The following is a 27000-nucleotide window of genomic DNA, read 5'->3' as shown; positions in this document are numbered from 1 at the left end:
GATGCCCTCGCGCGGCGAGTCGGTCGACGTCATCGCCGACGTGCGCCTCACCGGCGCTGACCGCCTCGACCCGTTCGGAGCGGATGCGGTGGACATCCATCTGTCCCACGGCCGCATCGTCGACATCGCACCCGCCCGTGCCCTGCCGCGGCAGGGGACAGTCCTCGACGCCGACGGCGGCTGGGTGATCCCCGGCCTCTGGGACCACCACGTCCACACCGTCCAGTGGGCGCTCGTGGCGCAGCGCGAGCCTCTCGGCGACGCGACATCGGCCGCCGACGCGGCCTCACGGATGGGCCGGGCCGCCGTGCTCGCCGATGGTCGCCGGGTCGGAAGCGGCTTCCGCGACGCGCTCTGGGCCGACGAGATGACCCTCGCGGCCCTCGACGCGGCGACCGGGACGGTGCCCACCTACCTCATCAACGCCGACGTGCACAGCGTCTGGCTCAACACCGCCGCCCTCCAGCGTGAGGGCTTCCCCGTCGACGACACGGGTGTGCTCCGCGAGGAGCCCGCCTTCGAGATCTCGCGGCGCCTCAACGCCGCCGACCCCGCGATCGGCGACCGCCTCGTCCGGTCGGCGCTGCAGACGGCGGCGGCGCGCGGCATTGTCGGCGTCGTCGACCTCGACATGGCCTGGAACGCCGAGGCGTGGGCCCGCCGGCTGGATGCCGGTTTCGACACGACCCGCATCCGCTTCGGGGTCTACCCCGGGCAGCTGGAGCGCGCGCTCGCCGAGGGCCTGGCCTCCGGCGACGCGCTCGACCCCGCCGGACTCGTGTGCGTCGGCCCGCTGAAGGTCATCACCGACGGCTCACTCGGCACCCGCACCGCCGCATGCTCGCACGCGTACCCGGGTGACCCGCACAACCACGGCGTGCTCACCGTGCCGCCCGATGCCCTGGTCGAGCTGATGGTGCGCGCGACCGGCGGCGGTCTGGAATGCGCCGTCCATGCGATCGGCGACGTCGCGAACTCCCACGCGCTCGACGCGTTCGCCGCCAGCGGCGCCACCGGGACGATCGAGCATGCGCAGCTCGTGGCCCACGCCGATGTTCCGCGCTTCGCGCGCCTGGGGGTGGGCGCGAGCGTTCAGCCTGAGCATGCCATCGACGACCGCGACATCACCGACACGGTCTGGGCGACGCAGACGGGTCTGCCGTACGGGCTGCGCTCGCTCGCCGCCGCCGGCACGAACCTGCTGTTCGGCTCGGACGCGCCCGTCGCGCCGCTCGATCCGTGGGCCGCGATGGCCGCCGCGGTCTTCCGCACCCGCGATGGCCGGCCCGCCTGGCACCCCGAGGAAGGCGTGGATGCCGCGACCGCGCTGGCCGCCTCGACGTGGGGCGGATCGCTCTCGGGCTCGGCGCTCTTCCCGGGCGACCGGGCGGATCTCGTGGTCGTCGACCGCGACCCCCTCGACGCGTCGGAGACCGAGCTGAGGGCGACGGCGGCGCGCGCCACGATGATCGAAGGTCGCCTCACCCACGTCGCGTGAGGCGCCGTGCAACGACGGAAGCCCCGGGCGACAGGCCCGGGGCTTCCGTTCTGCGTCGAAGACGCGGTTACGCGGCGAGGTGAGCCGAGAGGAACCAACGGTCCTTCTCGAGGCCGGCCTTGATCGCGATGGCGACATCCTGGCTGGTGAGGTCGGTCTCGTCGAGTCCGTCGATCGCGGCCTGGACGTCGGCGATGACGGCATCCATGTCGGCGACGACGGCGACGATCTCGTCCTGCCACTGCGCGAAGCCGGCGGGAACGGCGGTGGTGCCGGTCTTCTCGGCCACCGTCGACACGCGGGCGTCGAGCGGCAGGCCGAGGGCGACGATCCGCTCGGCGGCGAGGTCGGCGAAGCCCTGAGCGTTGCTGACGACCTGGTCGAGCAGTTCGTGGATCGCGATGAAGTTCGCTCCGCGCACGTTCCAGTGCGCCTGCTTGCCGTTGACGGCGAGAGCCTGCAGGCCGAGCACGACGGGCGTCAGGAACTGGGCGGTGCCGGCGGCCGCCTCGGGGCCGGCAGCGGTCATGGAAATGTTCTGCGTCTTGGTCATGTTCTCGTCTCCGTTCGTCGGGGTTGTCCCCCGTTGCTGTCAACGCTACTCAGCCCCGTTCATTCCGCAAGGAAGAGAAGGCTGGGCTTACGCACGAGCCGTGAATTTGGTAGGGCGACTATCGTCGGCGTCATGACGATCGCCGTAGACGCCTCGATCCTGTCGATTCCCGCCGGTACGCCGCGGGTACACGAGAGCGCGTTCGTCGCGGCCGGCGCGCGCCTGGTCGGCGCCGTGACCCTCGAAGAGGGTGCGAGCGTCTGGTACAACGCCGTCGTCCGCGGCGACAGCGCCGCCATCACGGTGGGAGCCGGAAGCAACCTGCAGGACAACGTCTCGGTCCACGTGGATGCCGGCCACCCCGTGGTCATCGGACGCGACGTCTCGGTGGGTCACAACGCGGTCGTGCACGGCTGCCGGATCGGCGACGGCTCGCTCATCGGGATGGGCAGCGTGATCCTGTCGGGCGCGGTCATCGGCTCGGGGTGCCTGATCGCCGGGGGAGCGGTCGTCCTCGAAGGCGCCGTCATCCCGGACGGATCGCTCGTCGCCGGCGTCCCGGCCAAGGTGCGCCGAGAGCTGACCGACGAGGAGAAGGCCGGGATCCTCCGCAACGCCCAGATCTACCGGGCGCATTCGGCATCCCACGCCGCGGCGTCGGACGCGCGGTGAGCGCAGGTCGCGAAGTGAAGCTGTGGAGGGGATGACGGGAATCGAACCCGCACCATCAGTTTGGAAGTGAGCCCGGAGCCCCAGCGGAGGTGTTGACTTTTCAAGGGATATGCCTGGTCAGGCAGGCTTTCATTCTATCATCCGTGATCGTGGATTGTCGCCGATAATCGTGTCCTGAGTCCCAATCTCGTCCCCAGAGGGACGTTTCTGAGGCCGTGCGAGCTGCTAGCCGAAACCACTCAGGCGCCGTCCGACCAGGAAGGGCCGGCGGGTCCTGGGCTATGCCCTGGTGTGAACGGGCGAGTTGAGGCACAAACCACTCTGGCTCTGCCTCCTCTTCGTTCATCACGCCCGCACAGCTTTCTATCCCGTCGCGCGCCCGACCGGTGCTGGCCAGGCACTTCGCTAGTCTCATGCGCATGGGGAACTCCGCACGTGAACTCGCCGACCTGCTTACAGAGTGGCGGGTCGTGCCTCAGACTCGTAGCGTTCATCTGACCAGGGGAACACATACAAACGCGGTGGACGACTGGCGCGTCCAGGCGCACGCGGCCGGCCTGCTGGGCGACATCGATCGGTTTCTACAGTCGATGCAGGATACGGGCGCGAGGGTGGATCACTACTTGAGATTCATGCCGGCCTGGACCGCGGCAGTGTTCGTGCCAGATCGTCACTGGGGTGAAGGCGCCCAGGGCCAGGTCGATCTCTACGATCAGACGGTTGTCGACATGCTTTACGCGACAGCAGACTTGATGGACTCGACCAACATTGGCGTCCGGTTGAATGAAGATCGCAAGCAGACCAGCATCGAAGCACTTGACGAGTTGGTCGAGACTTTGCAGTCAGATTCGGTGCGCTTGAAGGAGTCTGAGCAACGTTACATTTTCGAGCTCATCAACTCCTGTCGCACGGTGTTCCAAGAATCGCAGTCGCTCGGAACCGTCGACCTCCTTCGCCGAGTTCACGAACTGCTTGGCGTGCTCGCTATGCTCGCTGAGACGCTGAGCGAGGACCCGAAGACCAAGTCTGTTGCCACCAAGATTATGAAGGCCGCGCGACGGGTGGTCCCCTACGTCGCGTTCGGCGCGCAAGTGACCGCCGGCAGCCTGGGCGCAGGAGCCGATCTACTTCAGATAACCCAAGGGTTAAGCTGAACGATGCGATCGTGACGGCTCATTTCGCACTAAGAAGTCCGCGAGGTCGCTGCGTTGCTTCCGCTTACCGTCCGTGCGAGCTGCTTCCCGTCGGCGAACAGAATCGCTGGGCGGTCGGAGATTGCATCGGCGATTCCCTGGATTGTGCTCTGTGAGAGGGTGATCGGGCCGCCGCCCATTAGAAGTCCGCCCAGGCCAACGCCGGGAGCACCCCCGCCGATGCCGCCGTCGGAGTAGCCGCGCTTTGCGACCTTGTGCATCCAGGCCATCGTGTCGACGCCCCAGAAGCGCACCGACTCCTGCGGCTGGATGTACTCGCCGCGGTGCACGATGCCCGCCGGCTCGAACTTGCCTCCGTCGCCGGAGTAGCCGCCCTCGGCGAAGCCGCCACCAAAGAGGCTCTGGAAGAAGTCGACGGCCCATCCGGCGCCGGCGCTGCGCGCTGCACCGGCGGCGTTGAACCACGTCTGCTCCCAGAGATTGTTGCCCCAGGAGCCGCCGCCCTTGCGGGCGCGCGTGCCCGCTGCCGCGCCGTCACGGAGGCCGCTGACGAGGGCCTCACCAGCGCCGGTCCCAGAGGCGTAGGCCTGGTTCTGGTCTGCCTGGACGTCGATCTTGATGGTGTTGTCGCGGTACTTCGCGAGGAACTCGTCGAGTGCCGTGCGGGCGGGATTGACGTCGGCTTCGAGGGTGACGTTGCGGGGGAAGTTCTGGATGATCGTCGTGAAGTCGTCGAATGCCTGGGCGAACTGGTCGACCTCGCCGCGGTTGAAGCCCATCTGTGTGAGCTGCTCGACGAACTCGCCGCGCAGGCGCTCGGACTCGGCCTTGATCTGCTCCTGACCGGCGCCGCTGTTGGCGAGTGCAACGAGGTAGTCCTGGTACGACTTGACCAGGCTCTCGATGTCGGCGCGGTTCTTGATGGCGGCGTCCGAGACGCCGACGAGCGATCGCGAGACGGAGTCCTGCGCATCGGTGAGCTGGCCGCCGAGGTCGGAGACCTTGGTGCGGTCGGTCTGCTCCTGGGCGTTGAGCTTCGCGATCTCGGATGCGATTTGCGCGCTACGGATCTGGTCACCGTACTGGCCGGCGATCGACAGGCCGTACTCCAGCCCCTTGCGGCTCGCCCCGATGCCGGCAATCTCCGCTTCGGTCTCACGGATCTGGTTGCGCAGGTCGGCGACCTTGTCGGAGGCGTCCTTGGCCTCCTTGCGCATCGAGCTGTACTTGCTGAGGATGCCGTCGTAGGCGTTCTGCGAGCCAAAGCGGATCTCGATGGAGCGGCCGAAGATGCTGCTGAGGTCGCTCGCGTAGTCCGAGACGGTGCGGACTTCCTTGATGAGCTCGCCCATCGAGTTGCGCGCGCCGTCGGCAGATTTGTCGACGTTCTGCAGACCCACCGCGAGCGAGTTGCTCGTGACAGTGGCTTCGTTGGCGGAGACCCCCGTTGCAGCCATGGCACGGTCGACCATCTCCAGCGCCTCGGCGCCGGCTCCTGCCGAGATGAGCTGCTGCTTGAGGCCGAGGAGGGTGTTCGCGAGAGCCTGGGTGTCGTTGCCGGCAAGCTTCGTGAGCGAGGAGACCGTGCTCTGCAGCGCTCGCATGTTGGCTCGGCCGCCCTCGGAGTAGGCCGTGAACGACGAGCCGTTCTTACCCATCGACTGGCCGAGCGAGTAGAGCGAACCCTCCACGTCGCTGTATTGGAGTGCGAGCTCATTGGCGGCGTCGACGGCCTTCTGGAGGTCCTCTGCGGTCTCCACGGAGACAGTGCCCTGGTTGCTGAGAGCCGCGGTGGCCGCGTTGGTGGCCTCGGCCGCGGCCTTCTGCGCGTCATCGAGGCCGAAGAGCTTCTCCGCGATCCAACCGATACCGGCGATCACAGCGCCCACGAGGGTGCCGACGAGGAAGGCTTTCAAGGCGAAGCGGAGCACGTTGGTCGCGACCGCAGTCGCAGTCAGGCCGGCCGCTGCCTCGTTTGCGGCGATGTTGACCCCGATGATGCCGAGGCGAGCGTTGATCAGGTTCGCGATCGCGGGCGGCAGGAGGCCACTCAGCCCGTTGAAGGCCGTCTTCATAGCGAGGATCGAAGCCCCCGCGGCCGCGCCCGCGCCGACGATAAGAAGGAGGCCTCCTGCTGCGGCGGCCATCGGGGTGAGGATGATCGAGAGCGCTTGGCCTATGGGTGAGTTCGCGAAGTCTGCCGCCATCTGCACGGCCCTCGTGAGCATCTGGACGAAGCCGGACAAGGAGGCGAGTGTCGGCCCGCCGACCGCATCCCCGAGCTCACCGAAAGCGTTGACAAGAAGTTGGATCTGCGCCGCGACAGTCTCTACGGTCGCGGCGAACGCCGCATCCAGGAAGCCGTTGGACAGGCCGCGGTTGGCGGTTTCGAATGAGGCCGCGACGAGGTCGGCGTTGTTCGCGAGCGACAGGAGGGTGGGCGCAACCCGCTCACCGTCGAGCCCGAGGATACGAAGGGTTCTCGACGCATCAGCGACCCGCCCGAACCCTGCCGTGAAGGCGCGGAATGTCTCGGCGGGAGCCGTCTTCCAGCCAGCGGCGAACTGCTCGGCGGACATGCCGGAGATCTGCGCGAAGTTGGTGAGCTGCTCACCGCCGACCGACACCGCCGCGCTGATCGACCGCGACAAATCCTGGAACGCCGATCGAGCACGCTCCGGCGGCACCTGGAGGCCCGCCAGGGCCGTGGCGAGGCCGACCGTCTCCGTCGCGGCGAAGCCCATCTGCGTGGCGTAGGGCGCGATCTCCTCGGCCACGGCGATGATCTGCGGCGCGGACGCGGCCGATTCGACACCGGCGTAGGCGATCGACTTCGCGAGACCGTCGTAGCCGATAGATGCTCGGCCGAGGATGTTGTCGAGTTTGAGGAGCTTTTCGCCTGCGGCATCCGCGCTCATACCCGCGACTGTCGAGAAGCGAGTGACAGCCTCGACATAGTTCGCGAGGTTTTCCTTCGACACTCCGCCCTGACCGCCCGCCACCGCGGTGGCGTTCAGCTGTCCGAAGCCCTGGGGGATCTCGCGTGTGAGCGCGGTGATCTGGTCCTTGAGGCCGGTGAGCTGCTCGATCTGGCCGGTGACCTCGTTGAAGCCCGACGCGGCGCGCGTCTCGGCGAACGCCTTCTCACGAGCGACCGCGACTGCCTCGTACGCGGTCGCGAGCCCAAGAACCGATACCCCTGTGACCGTGGCCGTCGACGCAACATCGTAAAGCGCGTAGCGCTCCGTGACGAGATCCGCGCGCGCGTTGTGCGCCCTGGGCGAGCGCGCGGTGCATGTCGTCCGTCGCGCGCTTCGCCTTGCCCGCGGCGTCCGCGAGTCCGTCTCCGACGGTGCGATTCAGCTCGTTAAGGTCGCGCTTGGCCTGCGCGTCGTCGACGGTTACCTTGATTTTGACTTGCGCTTGGCGCCTGAGTTGCACATCCACGCGCGCGGAGTCTAAGACCGCAACCGCCCTCGCAAGCGTTCGTCCTGCGAGGGCGGCGGGGTTTGTGGACGACGCAAAGCCTATGCGACGGAATAGGCGCTCTGGCCTTCCGATACGAAGCGCAAATGCTGGGAACAGCCGGTATTCTTGAAGCGCCCTGGTACGGCAAATACTCTCATCGAAACCCCCTCACGGTCTGGTCCCCGGCGAGGGGGTTTCGGCCGTCCGCGCCGCCTAGACTGCGCGGCCGAGAGGAACCGCGGCTGACTACCGCACCCATTTGCCGTACCTGACCATGAAGGGCCGACCACATCATGACCACCCCCAGCGCGGGGACGCTCGACGCACCCGCGCACCCCTACACCCGCTACACGACCGTCGACGGCGACACCCTGACCGAGATCGACGGCAGTGCTTTCGACCAGCGAAACCTTCGACAGGCGTTCGATGCAATCGCTGCGCAGATCGACGCCGACAGCACCGGCGACTGCGACTGTTGCGGCTTCCTGAGCGAGCAATGCGTCATAGCCGAAGCGCTGGGTGAACACGACGGGCAGACGAGTGCGATGTGTGCCTCGAGCCGCGGTTGCGCCCTCTGCGACCCGAGCCGTGTCCCCGCTCTGACCGCCGCACAGGAGCGCGAGATCGACGCCTTCCAAGCTGCGGCCTCGCGGCGCGTGGACGAGATCTTCGGACCACGCGAGGCGGTCGCACCTATCGCGCTGAGCCCTGTGCCGACGAATAGCGAATCTCCCTCCGTGGCGCCGTCTGGCATCGAGCTGCCGTCGTCGCCGTTCGTGGATGTTGCTGCGCTGCTCGCCGGCGACCTCGAAGCTCCGTCCCCGTCGATCGGTCGGCGCTCCGACGGTGCACACCTCTTCTACGCCAACGCAACAAATGTCCTTGTCGGCGATCCCGAGTCGGGAAAGTCGCTCATCGCGGCCTCCGTCGCGGCCGAGACGCTCGCGGGCGGAGGCTGTGTCCTATGGCTCGACCTTGATCACAATGGCGCGCCATCAATCCTCGCCCGCCTGCGAGCATTCGGAGTCCCTGACGCGGTGCTCGCCGACCCGATGCGCTTTCGGCTCGCCGTCGTGGACGACCGGCACCAACTTGACACGATCGTCGCGATGTCATCCCGTGAAGGAGGCGTGCCCGAGCTTGCTGTGGTCGACTCCGTCGGCGAGCTCGTTGGTCTGTACGGCGGCGACCAGAATTCAGACGCCGACTACACGGCGATCAACCGCGCCACTCTCGCGCGCCTCGCATCCGCGGGGGCATGTGTCATCGCGATCGATCACCTGGCAAAGGGCACCGACTCGCGCGCGTACGGCGCGGCAGGCTCCGTTGCGAAGAAGCGCGCCGTCGACGGCGTGATGCTCCGGGTTGAGCTCGTGCGACCGTTCGCACCGGGTCAGGGTGGACGAGCACGCCTCCTCGTCGTGAAGGACCGCCACGGTGGCGTGCGGGAGGTTTCTGCGCCGGGCAAGGCGTCACTCGCCGCCTCCTTCGAGATCACGCCGGGTGTTGCTCTGCGCTGGCGTTTCTGGGCGCCGAATTCGGCTGAAGCGGGGCGTGATGGCAAAGACTTGACCGTCGATCCGACGGCGTCAAGAGTCTCGGTCGATGTTGCAACCCTGGCGGCGATGACCCCGCCCCCGGCAAGTCGCCGCGACGTTCAAGAACGGTGCGGATGGGGCACGAGCCGCGCACAGGCAGCACTCGCTGCTTGGCGAACCGCCTTTTAGTCGAGGGTTCGCAGTGGTCCTGGTCCTCCTACCTAAGGGTAGGAGGACCATCAGGACCACGCTCACGAGATCCCTGGAATCGTTGAAAAGACGCGGAAATCGGTGGTCCTGAGTGGTCCTCTGGATGGTCCTCGGGACCAGTACCGGAACCTGCGTCCTACGTGGATAGTCTGACCTCGTGGAAGCTCTGATGCCTGCAACTGTTGGCGCACTGATCGCCTTTGTCGGCGGCCTCATTGGCGCCTGGATTCAGGGACGCCGGGAGCATGCGCGTTGGGTGCGCGATCGACGATTTGAGACCTATGTTGAACTGCTCCGTGGCCTCGACTATCTCAAGCGCCAGATCGCTATCGGCGCCCCTTTGTCCCAGGAGGAGATCGCGCGGATAGACGATGAAGTTGCCGCCTTCTATGTCCTGGGGCCGAGATCAGTCGACGAGGCCGCCGAAGCCGTAATCAAGGCCGTGATTGGCGGCGACGCAACAGCAGCGGATGCGGCGATGGACAAGCTTGTCCGCGAAGCCACATCCGCTCTTGGAGTCAAGGAGCGTCGACAATCTCGACCCCGGCTGACTCGTCAGTAGCGGGTGGAGCCCCCGACATTGATGCCGAGGGCTCCCGCCGCGTGGATACCTTCAAGTTCAAGTTGAAGATTAGGTGACTCTATGCGGGTGAATCCGGATTAGCGAACCACAGCACGCGCCGCCCGTTCTGCACGCGCCGCACGAGACCGCGTTCGACGGCCAGCCGCAGGATGGGACGCACAGAGTTGTGCGAAAGACCGGGCCGGCGCAGAGCCTCGATCTCGCCGCCTGTGAGCGGCCCACGCTCCCGCAGGAGATCGACGACCCGCTGCACGGTCGCGTCCTCCCGAGCCGTGAGAGCGGCCCGTTCGCGCTCGACTGCCTCCGTCTCACGGCGCTCCTTCGCGAACGCCTCCTGATCAGCCAGGGCCGCCTGAAACCATCGCTCCAGCGCCGCTGAGTGCCGCTCCTGCGCCTCGTTGATGTCCCAGCGATCGGCACCCGCTGCGCGGAGTTCGGTCACGCGAGCCGCCGCGTTGTCGATCGCGACGCGGAGCCCGCGCGTGGCCTCGGTGTGCTCGGCCTCCCGGATCAGCGGCTCATCCGAGGTCCGCGCGCGCACCATCTGGATCGAGTCCGCGAGTAGCCGATCGGTGCTCGTCATGACGCCTCGTCCGCCCCATCGCGCCCCACAAGTACTCCTGCTGCCCGTTCGAGGTACGTAGACAGCGCGTCCGCGAGGCCGAGCAACTCGGCGCCCTGCCGCTGGAGGTGCTCTCCGGCGGAGGCGATCGCGAAACGCGTGCTGCTGAGCACGTTGAGCGCGCCGGGAAGTAGCCGCGCCGCCGTCTCGTCCCGCGCTGTGGTCACCGCAGTAGCCCTGCGACGCGACGGTACTCGGGGTCGAGGTCAATCGGACCACGCTCGGCTTGCTCCGCGGCGACGGCCTGCTGGAGCTGTCGCGTGTCGCGGTAGCCGAGCGCGGAGGCAATCTGGTTGAAGCCGATATCGAGGCGCGACGCGATGCCCGCGACGCGAATCGCGCGGCGCACGACTGCCGCGAAGATTCGCTCGGTATCGTCCGGCGCCGACCACCGTCCCCGGCTCGCGATCGTCGCGCCGAAGTCCGCACGCGGTGTCGCCGCGATGGCATACCCGAGCCTCTGCAGAAGGGGCAACGCATCGCCGCTGTCACGCAGCGTCACCAGCGTGAGCGCCTCAGCCTCAGCAACGGCCAGTGCGTGCGCTCCGGCGTCGTTGAGGGCGCGGTCGAGGGCCTCCGCGGCTGTCTCGCCGTGCTTGTTGCGAATCGGCTCGACGGGAACTGCGGCCGCGCGGTCGGCATCCTCCGCCTCTCGTGCCGCAGCCTCGTTGCGGGCCGTGATTTCGGCCATGTTCGGGACAGCATCGGGGCTTTCGGCCGCTGTGTTCGCCTCCGGCGCAGCTGGTGGAGCGGCGGAGTCATCTTCGTCCACGACATCAGGCGCGTCCAGAAACTCGGTCACAGCAGCGGCGAGGCCGTCGATCGTCGACGCCACGGATCGAAGAGCATCCCGAAGTGCGGCGAGGATCTCCGTTGCACCCACGGTCGCATCTGCGGCCAATTCGGGCGAGGGCGCCGACGTTTCGGGGGAGCCGAAGTGGAGCACGGCCCCACTCATCGGGCGACCTCAGTCAGGAGGCGAGCAACGCGGCCCGCGGCCTCTGTGACGACACCGACCGCCTCGTCCTGACTCTGGACGGGTGGGGCATCCTCGGCTGCCGCTGGGCGGCCGCGCGTCAGTTGCGCAAGGGCTGCCGCCGCCGCTTCGGCGGACACCGGCAGGACGGTCGCGGGCGGCTCTACCCATTCACCGAGGTTCGCCCGCAGTGGTCGGCCGAGGTCGAGAAGTTCGTCCGTGTCGATGGATTCGCTGGGCTCGTAAGTGCTCACGCGGCGGCTCCTTCCGGGGCGGTGCTGGACATGCGTCGAGCGCCGAGAGACCATGCAGCACGCCGCAGTTCATCCCGGGTGAGGCGTACGCCGAGTTGCCCCAGCGGCGTCGCTTGGAGAACGGCGTCTACCTCATGTCGCACGATGCGTGCGCCGACGTGGCCAGATGCCAGCTCGCGGCGAGCGTCGGGCGACAGGTGGGGGAGCGCTGCGATCAGGAGGCGAGAGGTCAGGGGGGCGCTCATGCAGCAACCTCCGCGTCCGACGCTCGGAGGCGTCCGGCGGCGTTTTCGACGTCGACTAGCGGCGTCTGCAGCGTGGCCGCAAGGTCGGCGAGGCGGACACGCACGCGCCCGCGGATGCGGACGGCCGGGAGCTCTCGCGCGAGCACGAGCCGGCGCACCGCGGGCAGGGTCAGGCCGGAGATCGCTGCCACTTCGCTGAGGTCGAGTGTCAGGGGCGGCGGGGGAGTGGTGTGTATCATTTTCATCCTTTCGCGATACACTTTTGCCTGATCAAGTCAGGATTCACTCCAATTCTCCCAGGTCATTGTCGCCAAATCGCTTCCGTGATCGTGGGTTGTCGCCGGTATGCGAAATTCGCTTCCGAGCTACCGCCCGTTTACTCTCCGAACATCGCGTTCAGGCGTGCCGCGAGAGCTTGGTCGCCCGATTCGAATGCATGCGCATAGATCTGTGCGGCACGCATGGTGGTGTGTCCGAGCCTCCGTTGAACGTCTGGTGCGCCGCCGCCTGCCGCATACGCCAGGCTCGCCCCGGTGTGGCGGAGGTCATGCCAGCGCAGAGCGGTACCCAAGCCGGCCCGCTCCTGTGCTGCACGGAATGCCGCCGAGAGATAGGCGGTCCCCAGGATGCCGCCGGAGGACGTGCCGAACACGAGTGCGTCGGGATCGTCGGGAATGAACGCATCCAGATGAGCGCGCAGGGCGTCCGTGGCGAACTCGGGCAGTGCAACGACGCGGCGGCTGCCGCGGGTCTTGGGCGACCCGAACCGGCGCGGCTCGCCCTTTAGCTCGATCACGGCCCGTTCAACCCGCAGCGTCCCCGCATCGAGGTCGACGTGTCGACGCGCGAGTGCTCGCAATTCGCCCGAACGCAGGCCCGACCACGCCGCTATGACGACCGCCGCTCGGTAGCGCTCTGGCATGGCCGCCGCGAGCGCCCTGATCTGCTCCGGGGTCGCGGGAGTGCGCTCCGGCGACTGCACCTGACCAGCCCCGATGACCTGGCAGACCTGACGCGCAATGAGTCCGTCACGGTGCGCGGCGTTCGTCACGGTGCGCAGCACTCGATAGGCGCCCGCCACCGCCGCGGAGCCGTCCGTCTGGCGCCTTCCCGGAGCCGGGCTACCTGCGGCCCCCCAGGCCTCCAGGAGAGCCCGGGAGGGGCGCCCCGTCTGTGGTATCGGCATCTGCTGCCTTTGCGCCCACAGGCGCGCCGGGTGCCCTCCTGAGCGCCGCCCACCGCCCGTGTGGGCCTGCGCCGCACGCCGCGTGATCTCCGCGTACCATTCCCGGACACGGCGCGGCGTGATCGCGTCGAGGCGCTCATCCCCGAGATCCGGGAGTATCCATCGGTCGAGGGAGTGCCGATAGTTCGCGCGCGTGCGCGGTGCGAGATCGGCCCGTGAGGCGAGCCAGGTGTCAGCGTAGGCACGCAGTGTCTCCGCTCCTGCGCGAGGATCGATCCATGACCCGTCCGCCTGCGCCGTCGCCTGGGCGGCTAGCCAGACGGAGGCCTCCCTCTGGCTAGCAAAGGTCTTCGGTGCGCGAATGACCTCGCCCTCACGTCTGTAGAGGGCACGAAAGCGATCTCCCCGGCGTTCAATCGAGCCGAAGGAGGCGGGATTGCGTCGTGAGATGCCGGTCTTTCGACTCGTCATTGGTTACCTCGCGCGATCGAGTGCGGCCGCGAGTTCATTTACGGCAACGATGATTCCGGCCGTGCGTTCGGGGGTGACCAGCACCTCGCTGCCAATGCGCGCCAGGTGCAAGCTCCTCTCGCCGCAGATGGCGGTGAGTTCCGCCGCGCCTTCGTCTTCCACGAGTGCATCGAGCGCCGCCAGCGTGTCGAGTACGGGAAACTCGATGCAGCAGTCGTGCCACCAGAGCCAGACAGAGCCACCGCCCATCTGAACGTGGAGGGCTCGGCGCCTTCCGGTGTCGGGCTCAAGGGCGCGTGCACGCGCGATAGGGCCTCTGTATGGCCTGGTGGGGAGTGTGATGGACATGCGATCCTCCAGTGATAGCGGGACCGCGAACCCCAAGAGTGGGACTCGCGATAGTTTCCGCCGGAGGTCTGGACTCGTCCGGTGTCACAGGAATGGCCTTTGATCAGGCATTTTCCAGGAGAGGGGATGACGGGAATCGAACCCGCACCATCAGTTTGGAAGACTGAGGCTCTACCATTGAGCTACATCCCCGAGGCCGCGCGGAAGCGGCATCCCGAAGAGTCTACAAGGTCTTGTCGGCTAGACTGACCAACGGCCGTTAGACGGCGCACGCGACCTGCAACGGTGAGTGCGCGCCCGGGGCGTAGCTCAGCTTGGTAGAGCGCCCGCTTTGGGAGCGGGAGGCCGCAGGTTCAAATCCTGTCGCCCCGACAGAACGACCCCAAGACCTAAGAAACCACGGACGCGCACGTGCGCGTCCGGACACGAGGAGAACAACAGGCATGGTCACCAGCACCGTCGAGAAGCTCAGCCCGACGCGGGTCAAGCTGCACATCACGGTCACCCCGGACGAGCTCAAGCCGAGCATCTCGCACGCGTACGAGCACATCGCCCAGGACATCCAGATCCCCGGTTTCCGCAAGGGCAAGGTCCCCGCGCCGATCATCGATCAGCGCGTCGGGCGCGGCGCCGTGATCGAGCACGCCGTGAGCGAAGGCCTCGACAACTTCTACCGCGAAGCCGTCACCGCCAACGAGATCCGCATCGTCGGCCGTCCGTCCGCCGAGGTCATCGAGTGGCCCAGCGACAAGGACTTCTCGGGTGACCTCAAGGTCGAGGTCGAGGTGGACGTCCGCCCCGAGTTCGACCTGCCCGCCCTCGACGACGTCACGGTCGAGGTGGATGCCGTCGAGACCGACGACGCCGCCGTCGACGCCGAGCTCGACCGCCTCCGCGGCCGCTTCGGCACCCTCGTGACCGTCGACCGTCCCGCGGCGAAGGGCGACTTCGTCGAGCTCAACCTCGTCGCCACCATCGACGGTGCCGAGATCGACCGCGCCGAGGGCGTCTCGTACGAGGTCGGTTCGGGCGAGCTGCTCGAGGGCATCGACGAGGCCGTCGAGTCGCTCACCGCCGGTGAGGACACGACGTTCCGCAGCAAGCTCGTCGGCGGCGACCACGCCGGCGACGAGGCCGAGGTGTCCGTCACCGTCACCGCCGTGAAGGAGCGCGAGCTTCCCGAGGCCGACGACGACTTCGCCCAGATGGCCAGCGAGTTCGACACCATCGCCGAGCTGCGCGACAGCCTCGCCGAGCGCGTCTCCGAGCAGTCGGTGTACGTCCAGGGCGCCGCGGCGCGCGACAAGCTCATCGAGGCCCTCCTCGCCAAGGTCGAGATCCCCGTTCCCGCGCAGCTCGTCGAGGATGAGGTGCACGCGCACCTCGAGGGCGAGGGACGCCTCGAGGACGACGAGCACCGCGCCGAGGTCACCGAGGCCAGCGAGAAGCAGTTCCGCACCCAGATGATCCTCGACAAGCTCGCCGAGGCGCACGACGTGCAGGTCTCGCAGGAGGAGCTGACCCAGTACCTCATCCAGTCCGCCGCGCAGTACGGCATGGCGCCCCAGGAGTTCGTCGACGCGCTCCAGCAGGGCAACCAGCTCCCGGCGATGGTCGGCGAGGTCGCCCGCAACAAGGCCCTCGCGATCGCGCTCGGCAAGGTGTCGGTCGTCGACACCAACGGCAAGACGGTCAACCTGACCGGCTTCATCGTCGAGGACGAGGCGGAGGCCGAGGAAGAGGTCGTCGCCGAGGCGCAGGAGATCGCCGACGAGGCCGCCGACGCCGAGGCGAAGCCCGCCAAGAAGGCCCCGGCCCGCAAGCCGGCCGCCAAGAAGGCCGACGCGGATGCCGCCGAGAAGCCGGCCGCGAAGAAGCCCGCCGCCAAGAAGGCTCCGGCCAAGAAGGCGGACGCCGAGTAAAGCTCGCGGCGCGGAGCGTTTCGACTCGCTGCGCTCGCTCAACGACCGGTCGCGGCGGGGGAGCGTTTCGACTCGCTGCGCTCGCTCAACGACCGGGCGCGGCGGGGGAGCGTTCGACTCGCTCCGCTCGCTCAACGACCGGGTACCCCGGTGCGAAGGGTCGGATGCCACGGCATCCGGCCCTTCGTCGTCCCCGAGACGGCGCGCCCGACACGGTGCTCCGCCGACGGCGAACACGGGCGAGGCGGACGGCGCGCGCAGATAGATTCAATGGCGTACGGAAACCCGGAATCAGGAGTATCCATGGCTGAACCACTTGTCGCTACGAGCGTCTTCGACAGGCTGCTGAGAGACCGCATCATCTGGCTCGGGTCGGAGGTGCGTGACGAGAACGCGAACGAGATCTGCGCCAAGATCCTGCTCCTCGCGGCCGAGGACAGCGAGAAGGACATCTACCTCTACATCAACTCGCCCGGCGGATCGATCACGGCCGGCATGGCGATCTACGACACGATGCAGTTCGTGCCGAACGACATCGTCACCGTCGGCATCGGCATGGCCGCATCGATGGGCCAGCTGCTGCTCACCGCCGGCACGAAGGGCAAGCGCTACATCACGCCCAACGCTCGTGTGCTGCTGCACCAGCCCCACGGCGGCTTCGGCGGAACCGCGAGCGACATCCAGACCCAGGCGCAGCTCATCCTCGACATGAAGAAGCGTCTCGCGGAGATCACGGCGGCGCAGACGGGCAAGTCCGTCGAGCAGGTCAACGCCGACGGCGACCGCGACCGCTGGTTCTCCGCCGAGGAGGCCCTCGCCTACGGCTTCGTCGACCACATCCGCGAATCGGCCACCGATGTCATCGGCGGCGGCGGCACCAAGAACTGAAGGACCCGATCATGAACATGCCCACCGCCGGCATCCCGCAGGGCTTCCAGATGCCCTCCAGCCGCTACATCCTGCCCCAGTTCGAGGAGCGCACCGCCTACGGCTACAAGCGCCAGGACCCGTACAACAAGCTGTTCGAAGACCGCGTGATCTTCCTCGGCGTGCAGGTCGACGACGCCTCGGCCGACGACGTCATGGCTCAGCTGCTCGTGCTCGAGTCCCAGGACCCCGACCGCGACATCGTCATGTACATCAACTCGCCGGGCGGCTCGTTCACGGCCATGACCGCGATCTACGACACCATGCAGTACGTGTCGCCGCAGATCCAGACCGTCGTACTGGGCCAGGCCGCCTCGGCCGCCTCGGTGCTGCTGGCCGCCGGCGCCCCCGGCAAGCGCCTCGCACTGCCGAACGCCCGCATCCTGATGCACCAGCCCGCCGTCGGCGAGGCCGGACACGGCCAGGCGTCGGACATCGAGATCCAGGCCGCGGAGATCATGCGCATGCGCACGTGGCTGGAGGAGACGATGGCCCGGCACACCAACCGCACGCAGGAGCAGGTCAACAAGGACATCGACCGCGACAAGATCCTCTCGGCGTCCGAGGCGCTCGAGTACGGCATCGTCGACCAGGTGCTGACCTCGCGCAAGCGGGTTCCCGCGGCGCTGACCGCCTGATCCCGCGGCATCCGCCGACCGAGGCCCCGTCGTCCCGCCGACGACGGGGCCTCGTCATACGTCGAGACGTTCACTTCCGTGTCGCAATCCGCCGAGATGTCGGTCTCAGCGGTTAGGCTCGAAACGCATCCCTGAGAGTTTTCTGGAGGAGGGGCATCATGGCTCGCATCGGTGAGAGCGCCGACCTGTTCAAATGCTCCTTCTGCGGCAAGAGCCAGAAGCAGGTGCAGCAGCTGATCGCCGGTCCCGGCGTGTACATCTGCGACGAGTGCGTCGAGCTGTGCAACGAGATCATCGAAGAGCGCATGGCGGAGTCTTCCGACGGCGTCGTCAGCGACTTCGACCTCCCCAAGCCGCGCGAGATCTTCTCGTTCCTCGAGGAGTACGTCGTCGGCCAGGATGCCGCCAAGAAGGCCCTCTCGGTCGCCGTCTACAACCACTACAAGCGCGTCCGCGCCCACGGCACCCTGCAGAGCGCCGAGCAGCGGGCCGATGAGGTCGAGATCGCGAAGAGCAACATCCTGCTCCTCGGCCCCACCGGATGCGGCAAGACCTATCTGGCGCAGACGCTCGCGAAGCGGTTGAACGTCCCCTTCGCGGTGGCCGACGCGACGGCACTGACCGAGGCGGGCTACGTCGGCGAAGACGTCGAGAACATCCTCCTGAAGCTCCTGCAGGCCGCCGACTTCGACGTCAAGCGGGCCGAGACGGGCATCATCTACATCGACGAGGTCGACAAGATCGCCCGGAAGGCCGAGAACCCCTCCATCACCCGCGACGTGTCGGGCGAGGGCGTCCAGCAGGCGCTGCTGAAGATCCTCGAGGGGACCGTGGCCTCGGTGCCCCCGCAGGGCGGCCGCAAGCATCCCCACCAGGAGTTCATCCAGATCGACACGACGAACGTGCTGTTCATCGTGGCCGGTGCGTTCGCCGGTCTCGAGGACATCATCTCGTCGCGGGTGGGCAAGCACGGCGTCGGCTTCGGCGCCCCCCTGCAGGAGAAGGGCAAGGAGCTCGACCTGTTCAGCGAGGTCGAGCCGGAGGACCTGCACAAGTTCGGCCTGATCCCCGAGTTCATCGGCCGCCTGCCCGTGGTCACCTCCGTCGCTCCGCTGGACCAGACCGCGCTGATCGAGATCCTCACCGGACCGAAGAACGCGTTCGTCAAGCAGTACCAGCGCATGTTCGAGCTCGACGGCGCCGAGCTCGAGTTCGAGGAGGACGCGCTCCGCGCGATCGCCGATCTCGCCGTGGCCCGCAAGACCGGCGCCCGCGGCCTGCGCGCGATCCTCGAAGACGTCCTCGGTCCGATCATGTTCGAGATCCCCTCGACAGAAGACGTCGCCAAGGTGATCGTCACCCGCGCCGCCGTGACCGAAGGTGCTCCGCCGACCCTCGTGCTGGAGCACAAGCGCAAGAGCGCCTGACCCCGGTGACGGCACCGGATCCGGCCCGCACGCCGCAGAGCACGGGTCTTCGCGTCCTCCGCGTCGCACTCGCGACGATCATGGCCGCCCTCATCGTCGCCGGCGTCGGCGCCGTGACCTTCATGCACGCCTTCGGACCGCGCGACGGGGAGTCGATCGCGCACGATCGTGTGGATGCCGCGGCGCGTGCGCTCGAACACCGCCTGTCGGCGCCCCACACGGCCACGGATGCCGAGACTCTCGCCGCCACGCAGTTCGGCGACATCGGGGGCGCCCACATCGACCCCTACGCCTGGCGCGGCACGACCTCCGACGCGGACGGCGCCCGCGTCGACGTCGCGATCCGTGTCGACGTCGGCTCCCAGCCGTCGAGGGAGCTGTTCCAGCCCGGGGTCGCGGCGGGCAGCGCTCAGGAGTGCTTCCGCTTCCACGTGCGAGAGAGCCGCGCGTGGTACCGCCCGATCGACTGCCCCGCCAGCATCCCCCCGGCGACCCCGTCCGCATCGCCGACCGCTTCGGCGTCTCCGGCGCCGGCGACACCGACATCCACCCCGTGATGTGCGGGCGGCCGGGGCACGGTGCCCGGCCGCCCGCACGCACGCGCGTCAGCCGGCGAGACCCCGGCGGGCGAGCAGCGGCGCGATGACCGCGTCGCGACCGCGGAAGTCCCGGTAGGCCTCGAGCGGATCCTTCGAGCCTCCGACGCCCAGCAGACGCTCGCGGAAGCGGTCGCCTCCCGCACGTGTGAGCCCGCCGTTCTCCTTGAACCACTCGACGGTGTCGGCGTCGAGCACCTCGCTCCAGATGTACGAGTAGTAGCCGGCGCTGTACCCGCCCGAGAAGACGTGGGCGAAGTAGGTGGAGGAGTAGCGGGTGGGGACGACGGGGTTGTCCAGACCGATGTCCGCGAGGGCGGAGGCCTCGAAGCCCGCCACGTCCTCGACGGCGTCCGCGGCCGCGAGGTCGAGGGAGTGCCAGGCCTGATCGAGCCAGGCGGCGGCGAGGTACTCACTGGTCGCGAAGCCCTGGTTGAAGGCTTCGGAGGCGTGGAGCTTGTCGACGACGTCCTGGGGGAGCGGCTCGCCCGTGTCCACGTGCCGAGCGTAGGCCGAGAGGATCTCGGGCCAGAGGATCCACATCTCGTTCACCTGGCTCGGGAACTCCACGAAGTCGCGGAAGACCGCCGTCCCCGCGAAGTGGGGGAAGGTGACGGTCGCGAACAGGCCGTGCAGCGCGTGGCCGAACTCGTGGAAGAGGGTGGTGACCTCGTCGAGGGTCAGCAGCGTCGGCATCCCCGGGGCGGGCTTGGGCACATTGAGGTTGTTGACGACGATGGGACGCGTGCCGCGCAGACGCGACTGCGTGACGATGGAGTTCATCCACGCACCGCCCCGCTTGGTGTCGCGCGTGTACAGATCGAACAGGAACAGCCCCAGCTCCGACCCGTCGGCGTTGTGGACCTCGAAGACCCGCACGTCGGGGTGGTACGCGGGAAGGTCGGGGCGCTCGGTGAACGTGATGCCGTACAGGGCCGTGGCCGCATGGAACACGCCGTCGATGAGGACCCGTTCGGCCTCGAACCACGGACGCAGCGCGGTGCGGTCGAGGTCGTACTCGGCCGCCCGCACCCGCTCGGTGTAGAAGGCCCAGTCGTGTGCCTCGAGCGGGAAGGGTGCGGACTCGGCATCCACCATCGCCTGCAGCGCCGCCTGCTCGGAGCGGGCGTTCGCCGCCGCCGGTGCCGCCAGCTCCCGCAGCAGCGCGTGCACGGCTCCGGGCGAGCCCGCGGTCTCGTCACTCGTGACGTAGGCCGCGTGGTTTTCGTAGCCCAGCAATGCCGCCCGCTGGGCACGCAGGCGCACGATCCGGCGTAGCACGTCGCGGTTGTCGTGGGCGTTTCCCCGAGACCCCCGGGCGCGCGATGCCTCCAGTAGCCGGCGACGGCTGTCGCGCCGGGTGAGGCTGGACAGATAGGGATGCCCGGTGAACAGCGTGAGCGTCACGACATACCGCCCGGGGAGGCCGCGATCCACCGCGTTCTGCGCGGCGGCGGACAGCTCACCGTCGGTGAGACCGTCGAGCTCGTCCGCGTCGTCGAAGACCACCGCGAGCTCGTTCGTGTCGGCCAGGAGGTTCTTCTCGAACGTCGTCGTCAGCACCGAGAGGTGCTGGTTCAGCTCGGTGAGCTGCGCCTTCTGGGCATCGTCCAGGCCGGCGCCGGCGTGCGTCATCTCGCGGAACCGGCGTTCCACGAGATAGCGCTCCTCCGGTGACAGGTCGAGGCCCTCGCGGCTCTCGTACACGGCGCGCACGCGCGCGTAGAGGGCGCTGTCCAGCTGCACGGCATCGTGGTGCGCGGCCATCAGCGGCGCCAGGGTCTCTTCGATCTGCTGGATCTCGGGCGTCGCGTCGGCGGAGGAGACGGTGTAGAAGGTCCGCGAGACCTGACCGAGCAGGTCGCCGGCACGCTCGAGCGCCACGATCGTGCTCTCGAACGTCGGGGCGGACTCATCGCCGATGATCGCGTCGATCTCCGCACGGTGGCGGGCGAACGCCTCGGTGAAGGCGGGGAGATAGTGCGCGGGCGAGATCGAGGGGTAGTCGGGGAGTCCGTAGGGCAGGGAGGAGGGCGTCAGCAGGGGGTGGGGATCGACGTCGGTCATGACACCAGCGTAGGCCGGTTCCGTGCAAAGATTCACTTGCAAAGCAATCTTTGCAACGCTATCTTTGCACCATGACCACAGACGACGCGGCCCCTGCCGTCCCGAACGCGCGCGAGGAGGAGCGCCGGCTCGATGCCGGCGCCCTGCGCGCGCTCGCGCACCCGCTCCGCATCGAGATCTACGACATCCTCAACCAGTACGGCCCCCAGACGGCGAGCTCCCTGGCGGCGATGACGGGGGAGTCCTCCGGCGCGACGAGCTATCACCTGCGCGCCCTCGCGAAGCACGATCTCATCCGCGAAGTCAGCGACCGCGGCACGGGGCGGGAGCGCTGGTGGGAGCGCCCCAAGGGCGGCATCTCCTTCACGAACCCGGAGGCGATGAAGACGCCCGCGGGCAAGGCCGCGACCCAGCTCGTCATGAGCGAGTTCCTCACCCGCCGCCATCAGCAGCTGATGCGCTACGTCAACGAGACGCTCATCTCCGCCGAGAGTCTCGACGAGGCCGAGGCCATGATCGCCACCTCCACGCTGCGGCTCACGTCCGCGCAGATGGAGGCCTTGGCGACCGAGATCCACGAGGTCGTGCTGCGCTACGTCGACCTCTACCGCGACCAGACCGGCGAGGGCCTGCGCCCGGTCAGCATCCGCACCGACCTGTTCCCCCTCCCCGACGAAGGACTCAGCTCATGACCGTTCCCACCGCTTCTCCGGATGCCGCCGCGCCGGCATCCGCACCGGACGTGCCCGTGCACAAGCGTCCGCTGGGCCGGGGCTTCCGCACCCTCTGGTCGGCCGCCGTCTTCAGCAACCTCGCCGACGGCATCGGCCGCACGGCCGTGCCGCTGATCGCCATCACGCTCAGCTCCGACCCCCTGGTGATCTCGGTGCTGACCGCGCTCGCCTTCCTGCCCTGGCTGGTCTTCGGGTTGCCGGCCGGCATGATCGTCGACCGGCTCGACCGTCGCTACGTCATGGCGCTGGCCAACGTGATCCGCGGCGGCGTCGCACTGTGGCTCGCGATCCTCGCCGCCTCCGGAGGACTCACCCTCTGGGCGTTGTTCGCCGCGACCCTGATCTTCGGCCTCGGCGAGACCCTGTTCGACAACGCCACGAACGCGGTCATTCCCGGTGTCGTGGAGCGGGATCAGCTGGATCGCGCCAACGGGTGGGTCCAAGCCGCCCAGGTCACCGTGGACAGCTTCATCGCGACGCCGATCTCGGGTGTGCTGTTCGCCGTCTCGCTCGCCCTTCCGCTGTGGATCGGCTCGGCGGGCTACCTCGTGCCGGTCGTGCTCGCCCTGCTGCTGCCGCTGTCGGCGGCGCGCTCGCTCCGCGGCGACACGGCCGCGACCGCCACCGCGGACACGACACCCGCGCCGCGGACCGGCACGCGCGACGCCCTCGCCTATCTCTGGCACCACCGGTATCTGCGCACCATGGTGATGTTCACGGCCTTCACCGGAAGCGCCCTCGCCTTCGCGCAGGCCGTCCTCGTGCTGTTCTTCATCGACGCCATGGCCGTGCCCGCGGCCGCGATCGGATTCGTCACGGCGGGCATCGGCGTCGGCGCCCTCTGCGGCTCCCTCGTCTCACCGCGCCTGGTCGCGCGCTGGGGTCGCGGGCCGGTCATGTTCTGGGCGATCTTCAGCGGCGGCATCGCCATGCTCCTCACGGGGCTCGCTCCGTCGATCTGGACCGCCATCATCGCGTTCGCCCTCGCGGCGTGCGCCGTGTCGATCTGGAACGTGCCGTGGGGCAGTCTCCGCCAGCAGATCGTGCCCCCCGAGATCTTCGGCCGCGTGCTCGGAGTGGCCCGCACCGTGACGTGGGGGCTGTTCCCGATCGCGACGATCCTCGGCGGCTTGGTCGCCCGTGTCGATCTGCGTCTGCCGTTCCTCGTGGGCGGCGCCGCGACGGCCATCGTCGCCCTGCTCGGCGTGCGGCTGCTCATCGTGGGAACCCGCGAGGCGGGAGCCGAACTGCCGTGAGACGGGCGCGGCCCCCGCGTCGGAGGGGCGTCGGTGTCGGTGACCGCCGCTAGCGTCGTCGGCATGGCACGAATCATCTACGACACCGCCGCCTCGCTCGACGGGTTCATCGCCGACGCCGACAACGCGCTCGCGTGGCTGTTCGCCGCGGCGGGTGACGCGGAACCCGACCCGGAGCTGCTGCCGTCGGATGCGGGGGTCCTCGTGGAGGGATCGACCACCTACGAGTGGGTGCTCGCCGCCGAAGACCTGCTCTCGCACCCCGAACGCTGGCAACAGCTCTACGCGGACAAGCCGACCTTCGTCTTCACCACGCGTGCACTCCCGGTCCCCGTCGGTGCGGACGTCACCCTGGTGTCCGGCTCGGTCGCCGAGGCGCTGCCGCAGATCCGTGCGGCCGCAGGCGATCGCGACATCTGGGTCGTCGGCGGCGGCGACCTGGCCGGCCAGTTCTTCGACGCCGGCGCCCTCGACGAGATCGCCGTGTCGATCGCACCCGTGACACTCGGCGGCGGCGCGCCGGTGCTGCCGCGACGCATCGAGTCCGACCGCCTCACCCTGCGCCGTGCCGACGCGGTCGGTCCGTTCGCCCGCCTCGTCTACCGCGTCGAGGCCGCAGCCGGGCACACCGACTGACGGCCGTTCCCGCAGTCAGGCGAAGTCGTCCTCGTCGTCGTGCCGCACGACCACCTCGCCGGATGCCGTGGCCTCCACGATCACACCGGTATCGAGTTCCGCGATCGGGCGGCCTTCGAGGAACGTGAGGGTCCACCGCGGACGCGGCTGTCCCAGCTCGTCGCGGGGGAGCGCACGATCGACGGCGTGGATCTGCCCTCGCAGCACCGCCGGAACGGCCGCGGGCGGCTCGTCGCCGCTCGTCCATCGGGTTCCGAGCTGCATCTCAGGCCTCCGGCGCGAGCTCGACGGCATCCACGACGAGGGCCTCGCCGCCGCCGACCAGCTGCAGGTCGGAGATCCGACCGACGGCCTTGAGATCGCCCTCGGCGAGGCGCAGTGCGGCGATCGTCGCGTCATCCCCGCGCAGGACGAGGCGCGCGACCGGCGTCTTCTGCGACGCCTTGGCCTCCGTCTTCGCACGGCGGATGCCGATGAGCGCGGCGCTCGCGGCGACGAGGATCGCGGGGTCGCCGTCGATGCCCGCCGGCTCGGGCCAGGGCGCGGTGTGCACCGAACCGTCCTCGAACCACGACCACGCCTCCTCCGCGGCGAACGCGAGCACCGGCGCGAGCAGGCGCAGCAGCGTCGAGAGGGCCAGCCGCAGTGCGAGCGCGGCCGAGGCCTGGCCCACATCGGTCTGGTTGTAGGCGCGCTCCTTCACGAGCTCGAGGTAGTCGTCGCAGAAGGTCCAGAAGAAGGCCTCGGTGATCTCCAGCGCGCGGGCGTGGTCGTAGGCCTCGAACGCCTTCGTCGCGTCGCGCACGACCTGGTCGAGGGTCGCGAGCATCGCGGCATCCAGGGCGTGCGTCACCTCGGCGCCCGCGGGCACGGGGAACGACAGCACGAACTTCGCCGCGTTCAGGACCTTGATCGCGAGCCGACGGCCGATCTTGACCTGCGTCGGGTTCTGGGGGTCGAAGGCGGCGTCGGCGCCCAGCCGGCTCGAAGCCGCCCAGTAGCGCACCGCGTCGGTGCCGTGCTGATCGAGGATGTCGGCGGGCGTGACGACGTTGCCCTTCGACTTCGACATCTTCTTGCGGTCGGGATCGACGATGAAGCCGCTGATGGCGGCATCCGTCCACGGAGCCCTGTCGTCCTCGAGCGCGGAGCGCACCATCGTGGAGAACAGCCACGTGCGGATGATGTCCTGGCCCTGCGGGCGCAGGTCGAACGGCGCGACGAGGTTCCACAGCTCGTCGTCACGCTGCCACCCGCCCGCGAGCTGCGGCGTGAGCGACGACGTGGCCCACGTGTCGAAGATGTCCTTCTCGCCCTCGAACCCGCCGGGGACGCCGCGCTGGTCCTCCGTGAACCCGGGCGGCACGTCGGTCGTCGGATCCACCGGCAGGCTCGCGGCCGCGGCCGTGATCACGCCGCCCTCGACGCGGTCGCCGTTCTCGTCCAGCGGGTACCAGACCGGGATCGGCACGCCGAAGAAACGCTGACGGCTGATGAGCCAGTCTCCGGTGAGGCCGTTGGTCCAGTTCTCGTAGCGCACGCGCATGAAGTCGGGATGCCAGTTCATGCCCTGGCCGAGCGCGATGAGCTTGTCGCGGAACGCCTCGTCGCGGGCGCCGTTTCGCAGGTACCACTGGCGCGTCGAGACGATCTCGAGGGCGCGGTCGCCCTTCTCGTAGAACTTCACCGGGTGGCTGAACGGGGTCGAGACCCCGAGCAGCTCGCCCGACGCCTCGAGGAGCTCGACCATCTTCTTCTTCGCGCTGAAGACCGTGAGGCCGGCGATCTCGGCGTACGCGCTCTTGGCGGCATCCGTCACGAGCGCGTCGGGCGCCTCGGCGAGGATGCGGCCGTCCTGGCCGAGGATCGTGCGGTTGGGCAGGTCGAGTTCACGCCACCAGATGATGTCGGTGACGTCGCCGAAGGTGCAGACCATCGCGATGCCCGAGCCCTTGTCCTGCTGCGCGAGGGGGTGGGCGAGCACCGGGACCTCGACGTCGAAGACGGGCGTGCGCACCGTCGTGCCGAAGTACGGCTGGTAGCGCTCGTCCGCGGGGTTCGCGACGAGCGCGACGCACGCGGCGAGGAGCTCGGGGCGGGTGGTCTCGATGTGGATGTCGCCCGAGCCGTCGCCCTTGTGGAAGGCGAGGCGGTGGTAGGAGGCCTGCTGCTCGCGATCCTCCAGCTCAGCCTGCGCGATCGCCGAGCGGAAGTCGATGTCCCACAGCGTCGGCGCGAGCGCCTGGTAGGCCTCTCCGCGCTCGAGGTTGCGCAGGAACGCGAGCTGGCTCGTGCGGATCGTGTCGTCGGAGATCGTGCGGTAGGTCTGCGTCCAGTCCACCGACAGTCCGAGCTGGCGGAAGACGTCCTCGAACGCCTTCTCGTCCTCCAGGGTCAGCTCTTCGCAGAGCTCGATGAAGTTGCGGCGACTGATGGGCACCTGGTCGGCGGGCTTGAGGCTCTTCGCGTCGCCGCGGAACGGGGGAGTGAAGTCGGGGTCATAGGGCAGCGACGTGTCGCAGCGGACGCCGTAGAAGTTCTGCACGCGGCGCTCGGTCGGCAGACCGTTGTCGTCCCAGCCCATCGGGTAGAAGACGGTCTTGCCGCGCATGCGCTCGAAGCGCACCTTCACGTCGGTGTGCGTGTAGCTGAACACGTGGCCGATGTGCAGCGATCCGGATGCGGTCGGCGGCGGCGTGTCGATCGAGAAGACTCCGGCACGGCCCTTGGCCTTGGCGGCGTCGCGGTCGAACAGGTAGGTGCCGGCCGCGCTCCACGCGGCATCCCACTTCTGCTCGAGGCCTTCCAGGGCGGGCTTGTCGGGAATCTGCGCGTTCGACATGGAGGTCTCCTCGAGCGATATGTGCGGCACTGTGTGAGCGTGCCTGAGTGTGGATGTCCGCCCAGTCTACCGGCCGGGTGCGGATGCCGAGGAGCTGGCGGATGCCGAGGAGCTTGCACCGGCATCCCGTCCTCGGTTCTCGACATCTCCTCGGGATCGGGCGGTGTCCGGCCGCGC

General features: G+C 68.5%; 25 protein-coding genes, 2 tRNA genes and 1 pseudogene. 14 read left to right on the top strand and 14 right to left on the bottom strand.

What is annotated here, in order from left to right; translation table 11 throughout:
- Position 1 precedes the first annotated feature (1 nt).
- Positions 2-1498, top strand: coding sequence for an amidohydrolase (locus AC1Q49_RS01650; RefSeq protein ID WP_492490835.1), 1497 nt, complete (start codon positions 2-4; stop codon positions 1496-1498).
- Positions 1499-1565: 67 nt separating this feature from the next.
- On the opposite strand, the gene AC1Q49_RS01645 is transcribed toward AC1Q49_RS01650, so the two are convergent.
- The gene (locus tag AC1Q49_RS01645; RefSeq protein ID WP_060958536.1) at positions 1566-2051 is read right to left on the bottom strand and encodes a Dps family protein; all 486 of its coding nucleotides are present in this window, start codon (positions 2049-2051) and stop codon (positions 1566-1568) included.
- 132 nt (positions 2052-2183) lie between these two features.
- Between AC1Q49_RS01645 and AC1Q49_RS01640 the strand changes: the two genes are divergently transcribed.
- Positions 2184-2723 carry a gamma carbonic anhydrase family protein gene (locus AC1Q49_RS01640; RefSeq protein ID WP_492490755.1) on the top strand — a complete coding sequence of 180 codons (540 nt, stop codon included), beginning with the start codon at positions 2184-2186 and terminating at the stop codon, positions 2721-2723.
- Positions 2724-3244: 521 nt separating this feature from the next.
- The gene (locus AC1Q49_RS01635) at positions 3245-3877 is read left to right on the top strand and encodes a hypothetical protein (RefSeq protein WP_492490753.1); all 633 of its coding nucleotides are present in this window, start codon (positions 3245-3247) and stop codon (positions 3875-3877) included.
- Between the two features lie 29 nt (positions 3878-3906).
- Here AC1Q49_RS01635 and AC1Q49_RS01630 read toward each other — a convergent pair whose 3' ends face one another.
- Positions 3907-7236, bottom strand: a complete 3330-nt coding sequence (locus AC1Q49_RS01630) for a phage tail tape measure protein (RefSeq protein ID WP_492490834.1) — start codon at positions 7234-7236, stop codon at positions 3907-3909.
- A gap of 402 nt (positions 7237-7638) precedes the next feature.
- Here AC1Q49_RS01630 and AC1Q49_RS01625 point away from each other — a divergent pair, with 402 nt between their 5' ends.
- Both AC1Q49_RS01625 and AC1Q49_RS01620 read left to right on the top strand, forming a co-directional pair.
- Complete coding sequence (locus tag AC1Q49_RS01625) at positions 7639-9072, top strand: AAA family ATPase (RefSeq protein WP_492490751.1); 1434 nt, start codon at positions 7639-7641, stop codon at positions 9070-9072.
- 178 nt (positions 9073-9250) lie between these two features.
- On the top strand, positions 9251-9655 hold the full coding sequence (locus AC1Q49_RS01620) for a hypothetical protein (RefSeq protein WP_492490749.1): 405 nt from the start codon (positions 9251-9253) through the stop codon (positions 9653-9655).
- 79 nt (positions 9656-9734) lie between these two features.
- On the opposite strand, the gene AC1Q49_RS01615 is transcribed toward AC1Q49_RS01620, so the two are convergent.
- The 9 genes and pseudogenes from AC1Q49_RS01615 to AC1Q49_RS01575 form a co-directional block, all read right to left on the bottom strand.
- Positions 9735-10259 carry a hypothetical protein gene (locus AC1Q49_RS01615; RefSeq protein ID WP_492490748.1) on the bottom strand — a complete coding sequence of 175 codons (525 nt, stop codon included), beginning with the start codon at positions 10257-10259 and terminating at the stop codon, positions 9735-9737.
- Positions 10256-10465, bottom strand: coding sequence for a hypothetical protein (locus AC1Q49_RS01610; RefSeq protein WP_492490747.1), 210 nt, complete (start codon positions 10463-10465; stop codon positions 10256-10258). The genes AC1Q49_RS01615 and AC1Q49_RS01610 overlap by 4 nt, the downstream gene beginning before the upstream one ends.
- A complete protein-coding gene (locus tag AC1Q49_RS01605; protein WP_492490746.1) occupies positions 10462-11244 on the bottom strand; it encodes a hypothetical protein in 783 nt (260 codons plus the stop codon). The genes AC1Q49_RS01610 and AC1Q49_RS01605 overlap by 4 nt, the downstream gene beginning before the upstream one ends.
- Positions 11245-11252: 8 nt before the next feature.
- On the bottom strand, positions 11253-11528 hold the full coding sequence (locus tag AC1Q49_RS01600) for a hypothetical protein (protein ID WP_492490744.1): 276 nt from the start codon (positions 11526-11528) through the stop codon (positions 11253-11255).
- Positions 11529-11769: 241 nt separating this feature from the next.
- Positions 11770-12012: a helix-turn-helix domain-containing protein gene (locus AC1Q49_RS01595; protein ID WP_492490742.1), complete on the bottom strand. Its 243-nt coding sequence runs from the start codon at positions 12010-12012 to the stop codon at positions 11770-11772.
- 137 nt (positions 12013-12149) lie between these two features.
- Entirely contained in the window at positions 12150-12854 is a 705-nt protein-coding gene (locus AC1Q49_RS01590; protein WP_492490833.1) for a tyrosine-type recombinase/integrase, read from the bottom strand.
- Between the two features lie 207 nt (positions 12855-13061).
- Positions 13062-13430, bottom strand: a pseudogene (locus tag AC1Q49_RS01585) (tyrosine-type recombinase/integrase); the annotation flags it as partial.
- 3 nt (positions 13431-13433) lie between these two features.
- Positions 13434-13778 (bottom strand): hypothetical protein, encoded by a 345-nt coding sequence (locus tag AC1Q49_RS01580; protein WP_492490740.1) that lies wholly within the window; start codon positions 13776-13778, stop codon positions 13434-13436.
- A 121-nt stretch (positions 13779-13899) separates the two neighbouring features.
- Positions 13900-13970, bottom strand: a tRNA-Gly gene (locus AC1Q49_RS01575).
- Positions 13971-14076: 106 nt separating this feature from the next.
- On the opposite strand from AC1Q49_RS01575, the gene AC1Q49_RS01570 reads away from it, so the two are divergent.
- The 6 genes from AC1Q49_RS01570 (at position 14077) to AC1Q49_RS01545 (ending at position 19249) form a co-directional block, all read left to right on the top strand.
- Positions 14077-14150 (top strand) — tRNA-Pro (locus AC1Q49_RS01570).
- Positions 14151-14221: 71 nt separating this feature from the next.
- Positions 14222-15700, top strand: coding sequence for a trigger factor (gene tig, locus AC1Q49_RS01565; RefSeq protein ID WP_101306276.1), 1479 nt, complete (start codon positions 14222-14224; stop codon positions 15698-15700).
- Positions 15701-16003: 303 nt separating this feature from the next.
- Positions 16004-16588: an ATP-dependent Clp protease proteolytic subunit gene (locus tag AC1Q49_RS01560; protein ID WP_060958539.1), complete on the top strand. Its 585-nt coding sequence runs from the start codon at positions 16004-16006 to the stop codon at positions 16586-16588.
- A gap of 11 nt (positions 16589-16599) precedes the next feature.
- A complete protein-coding gene (locus AC1Q49_RS01555) occupies positions 16600-17265 on the top strand; it encodes an ATP-dependent Clp protease proteolytic subunit (protein WP_060958540.1) in 666 nt (221 codons plus the stop codon).
- Positions 17266-17423: 158 nt separating this feature from the next.
- The gene (gene clpX / locus AC1Q49_RS01550) at positions 17424-18692 is read left to right on the top strand and encodes an ATP-dependent Clp protease ATP-binding subunit ClpX (RefSeq protein ID WP_060958541.1); all 1269 of its coding nucleotides are present in this window, start codon (positions 17424-17426) and stop codon (positions 18690-18692) included.
- A 5-nt stretch (positions 18693-18697) separates the two neighbouring features.
- Positions 18698-19249, top strand: coding sequence for a hypothetical protein (locus AC1Q49_RS01545; RefSeq protein ID WP_492490737.1), 552 nt, complete (start codon positions 18698-18700; stop codon positions 19247-19249).
- A 48-nt stretch (positions 19250-19297) separates the two neighbouring features.
- Here the strand turns inward: AC1Q49_RS01545 and AC1Q49_RS01540 are convergent, their stop codons facing one another.
- A complete protein-coding gene (locus tag AC1Q49_RS01540; protein ID WP_492490735.1) occupies positions 19298-21355 on the bottom strand; it encodes a M3 family metallopeptidase in 2058 nt (685 codons plus the stop codon).
- A 71-nt stretch (positions 21356-21426) separates the two neighbouring features.
- Here AC1Q49_RS01540 and AC1Q49_RS01535 point away from each other — a divergent pair, with 71 nt between their 5' ends.
- The 3 genes from AC1Q49_RS01535 (at position 21427) to AC1Q49_RS01525 (ending at position 23981) form a co-directional block, all read left to right on the top strand.
- Complete coding sequence (locus tag AC1Q49_RS01535) at positions 21427-22047, top strand: winged helix-turn-helix domain-containing protein (protein WP_061781786.1); 621 nt, start codon at positions 21427-21429, stop codon at positions 22045-22047.
- The gene (locus AC1Q49_RS01530; RefSeq protein ID WP_492490734.1) at positions 22044-23345 is read left to right on the top strand and encodes an MFS transporter; all 1302 of its coding nucleotides are present in this window, start codon (positions 22044-22046) and stop codon (positions 23343-23345) included. Before AC1Q49_RS01535 ends, AC1Q49_RS01530 begins: the two co-directional genes overlap by 4 nt.
- A 63-nt stretch (positions 23346-23408) precedes the next feature.
- Complete coding sequence (locus AC1Q49_RS01525) at positions 23409-23981, top strand: dihydrofolate reductase family protein (protein ID WP_492490732.1); 573 nt, start codon at positions 23409-23411, stop codon at positions 23979-23981.
- A gap of 15 nt (positions 23982-23996) precedes the next feature.
- Here AC1Q49_RS01525 and AC1Q49_RS01520 read toward each other — a convergent pair whose 3' ends face one another.
- Positions 23997-24245 (bottom strand): hypothetical protein, encoded by a 249-nt coding sequence (locus tag AC1Q49_RS01520; protein WP_060958545.1) that lies wholly within the window; start codon positions 24243-24245, stop codon positions 23997-23999.
- A gap of 1 nt (position 24246) precedes the next feature.
- Positions 24247-26823, bottom strand: coding sequence for a valine--tRNA ligase (valS, locus tag AC1Q49_RS01515; protein ID WP_492490731.1), 2577 nt, complete (start codon positions 26821-26823; stop codon positions 24247-24249).
- Positions 26824-27000 lie beyond the last annotated feature (177 nt).

The organism is Microbacterium sp. MPR-TSA4, assembly GCF_058792815.1.
This window is presented reverse-complemented; position numbering and strand designations above follow the sequence as displayed.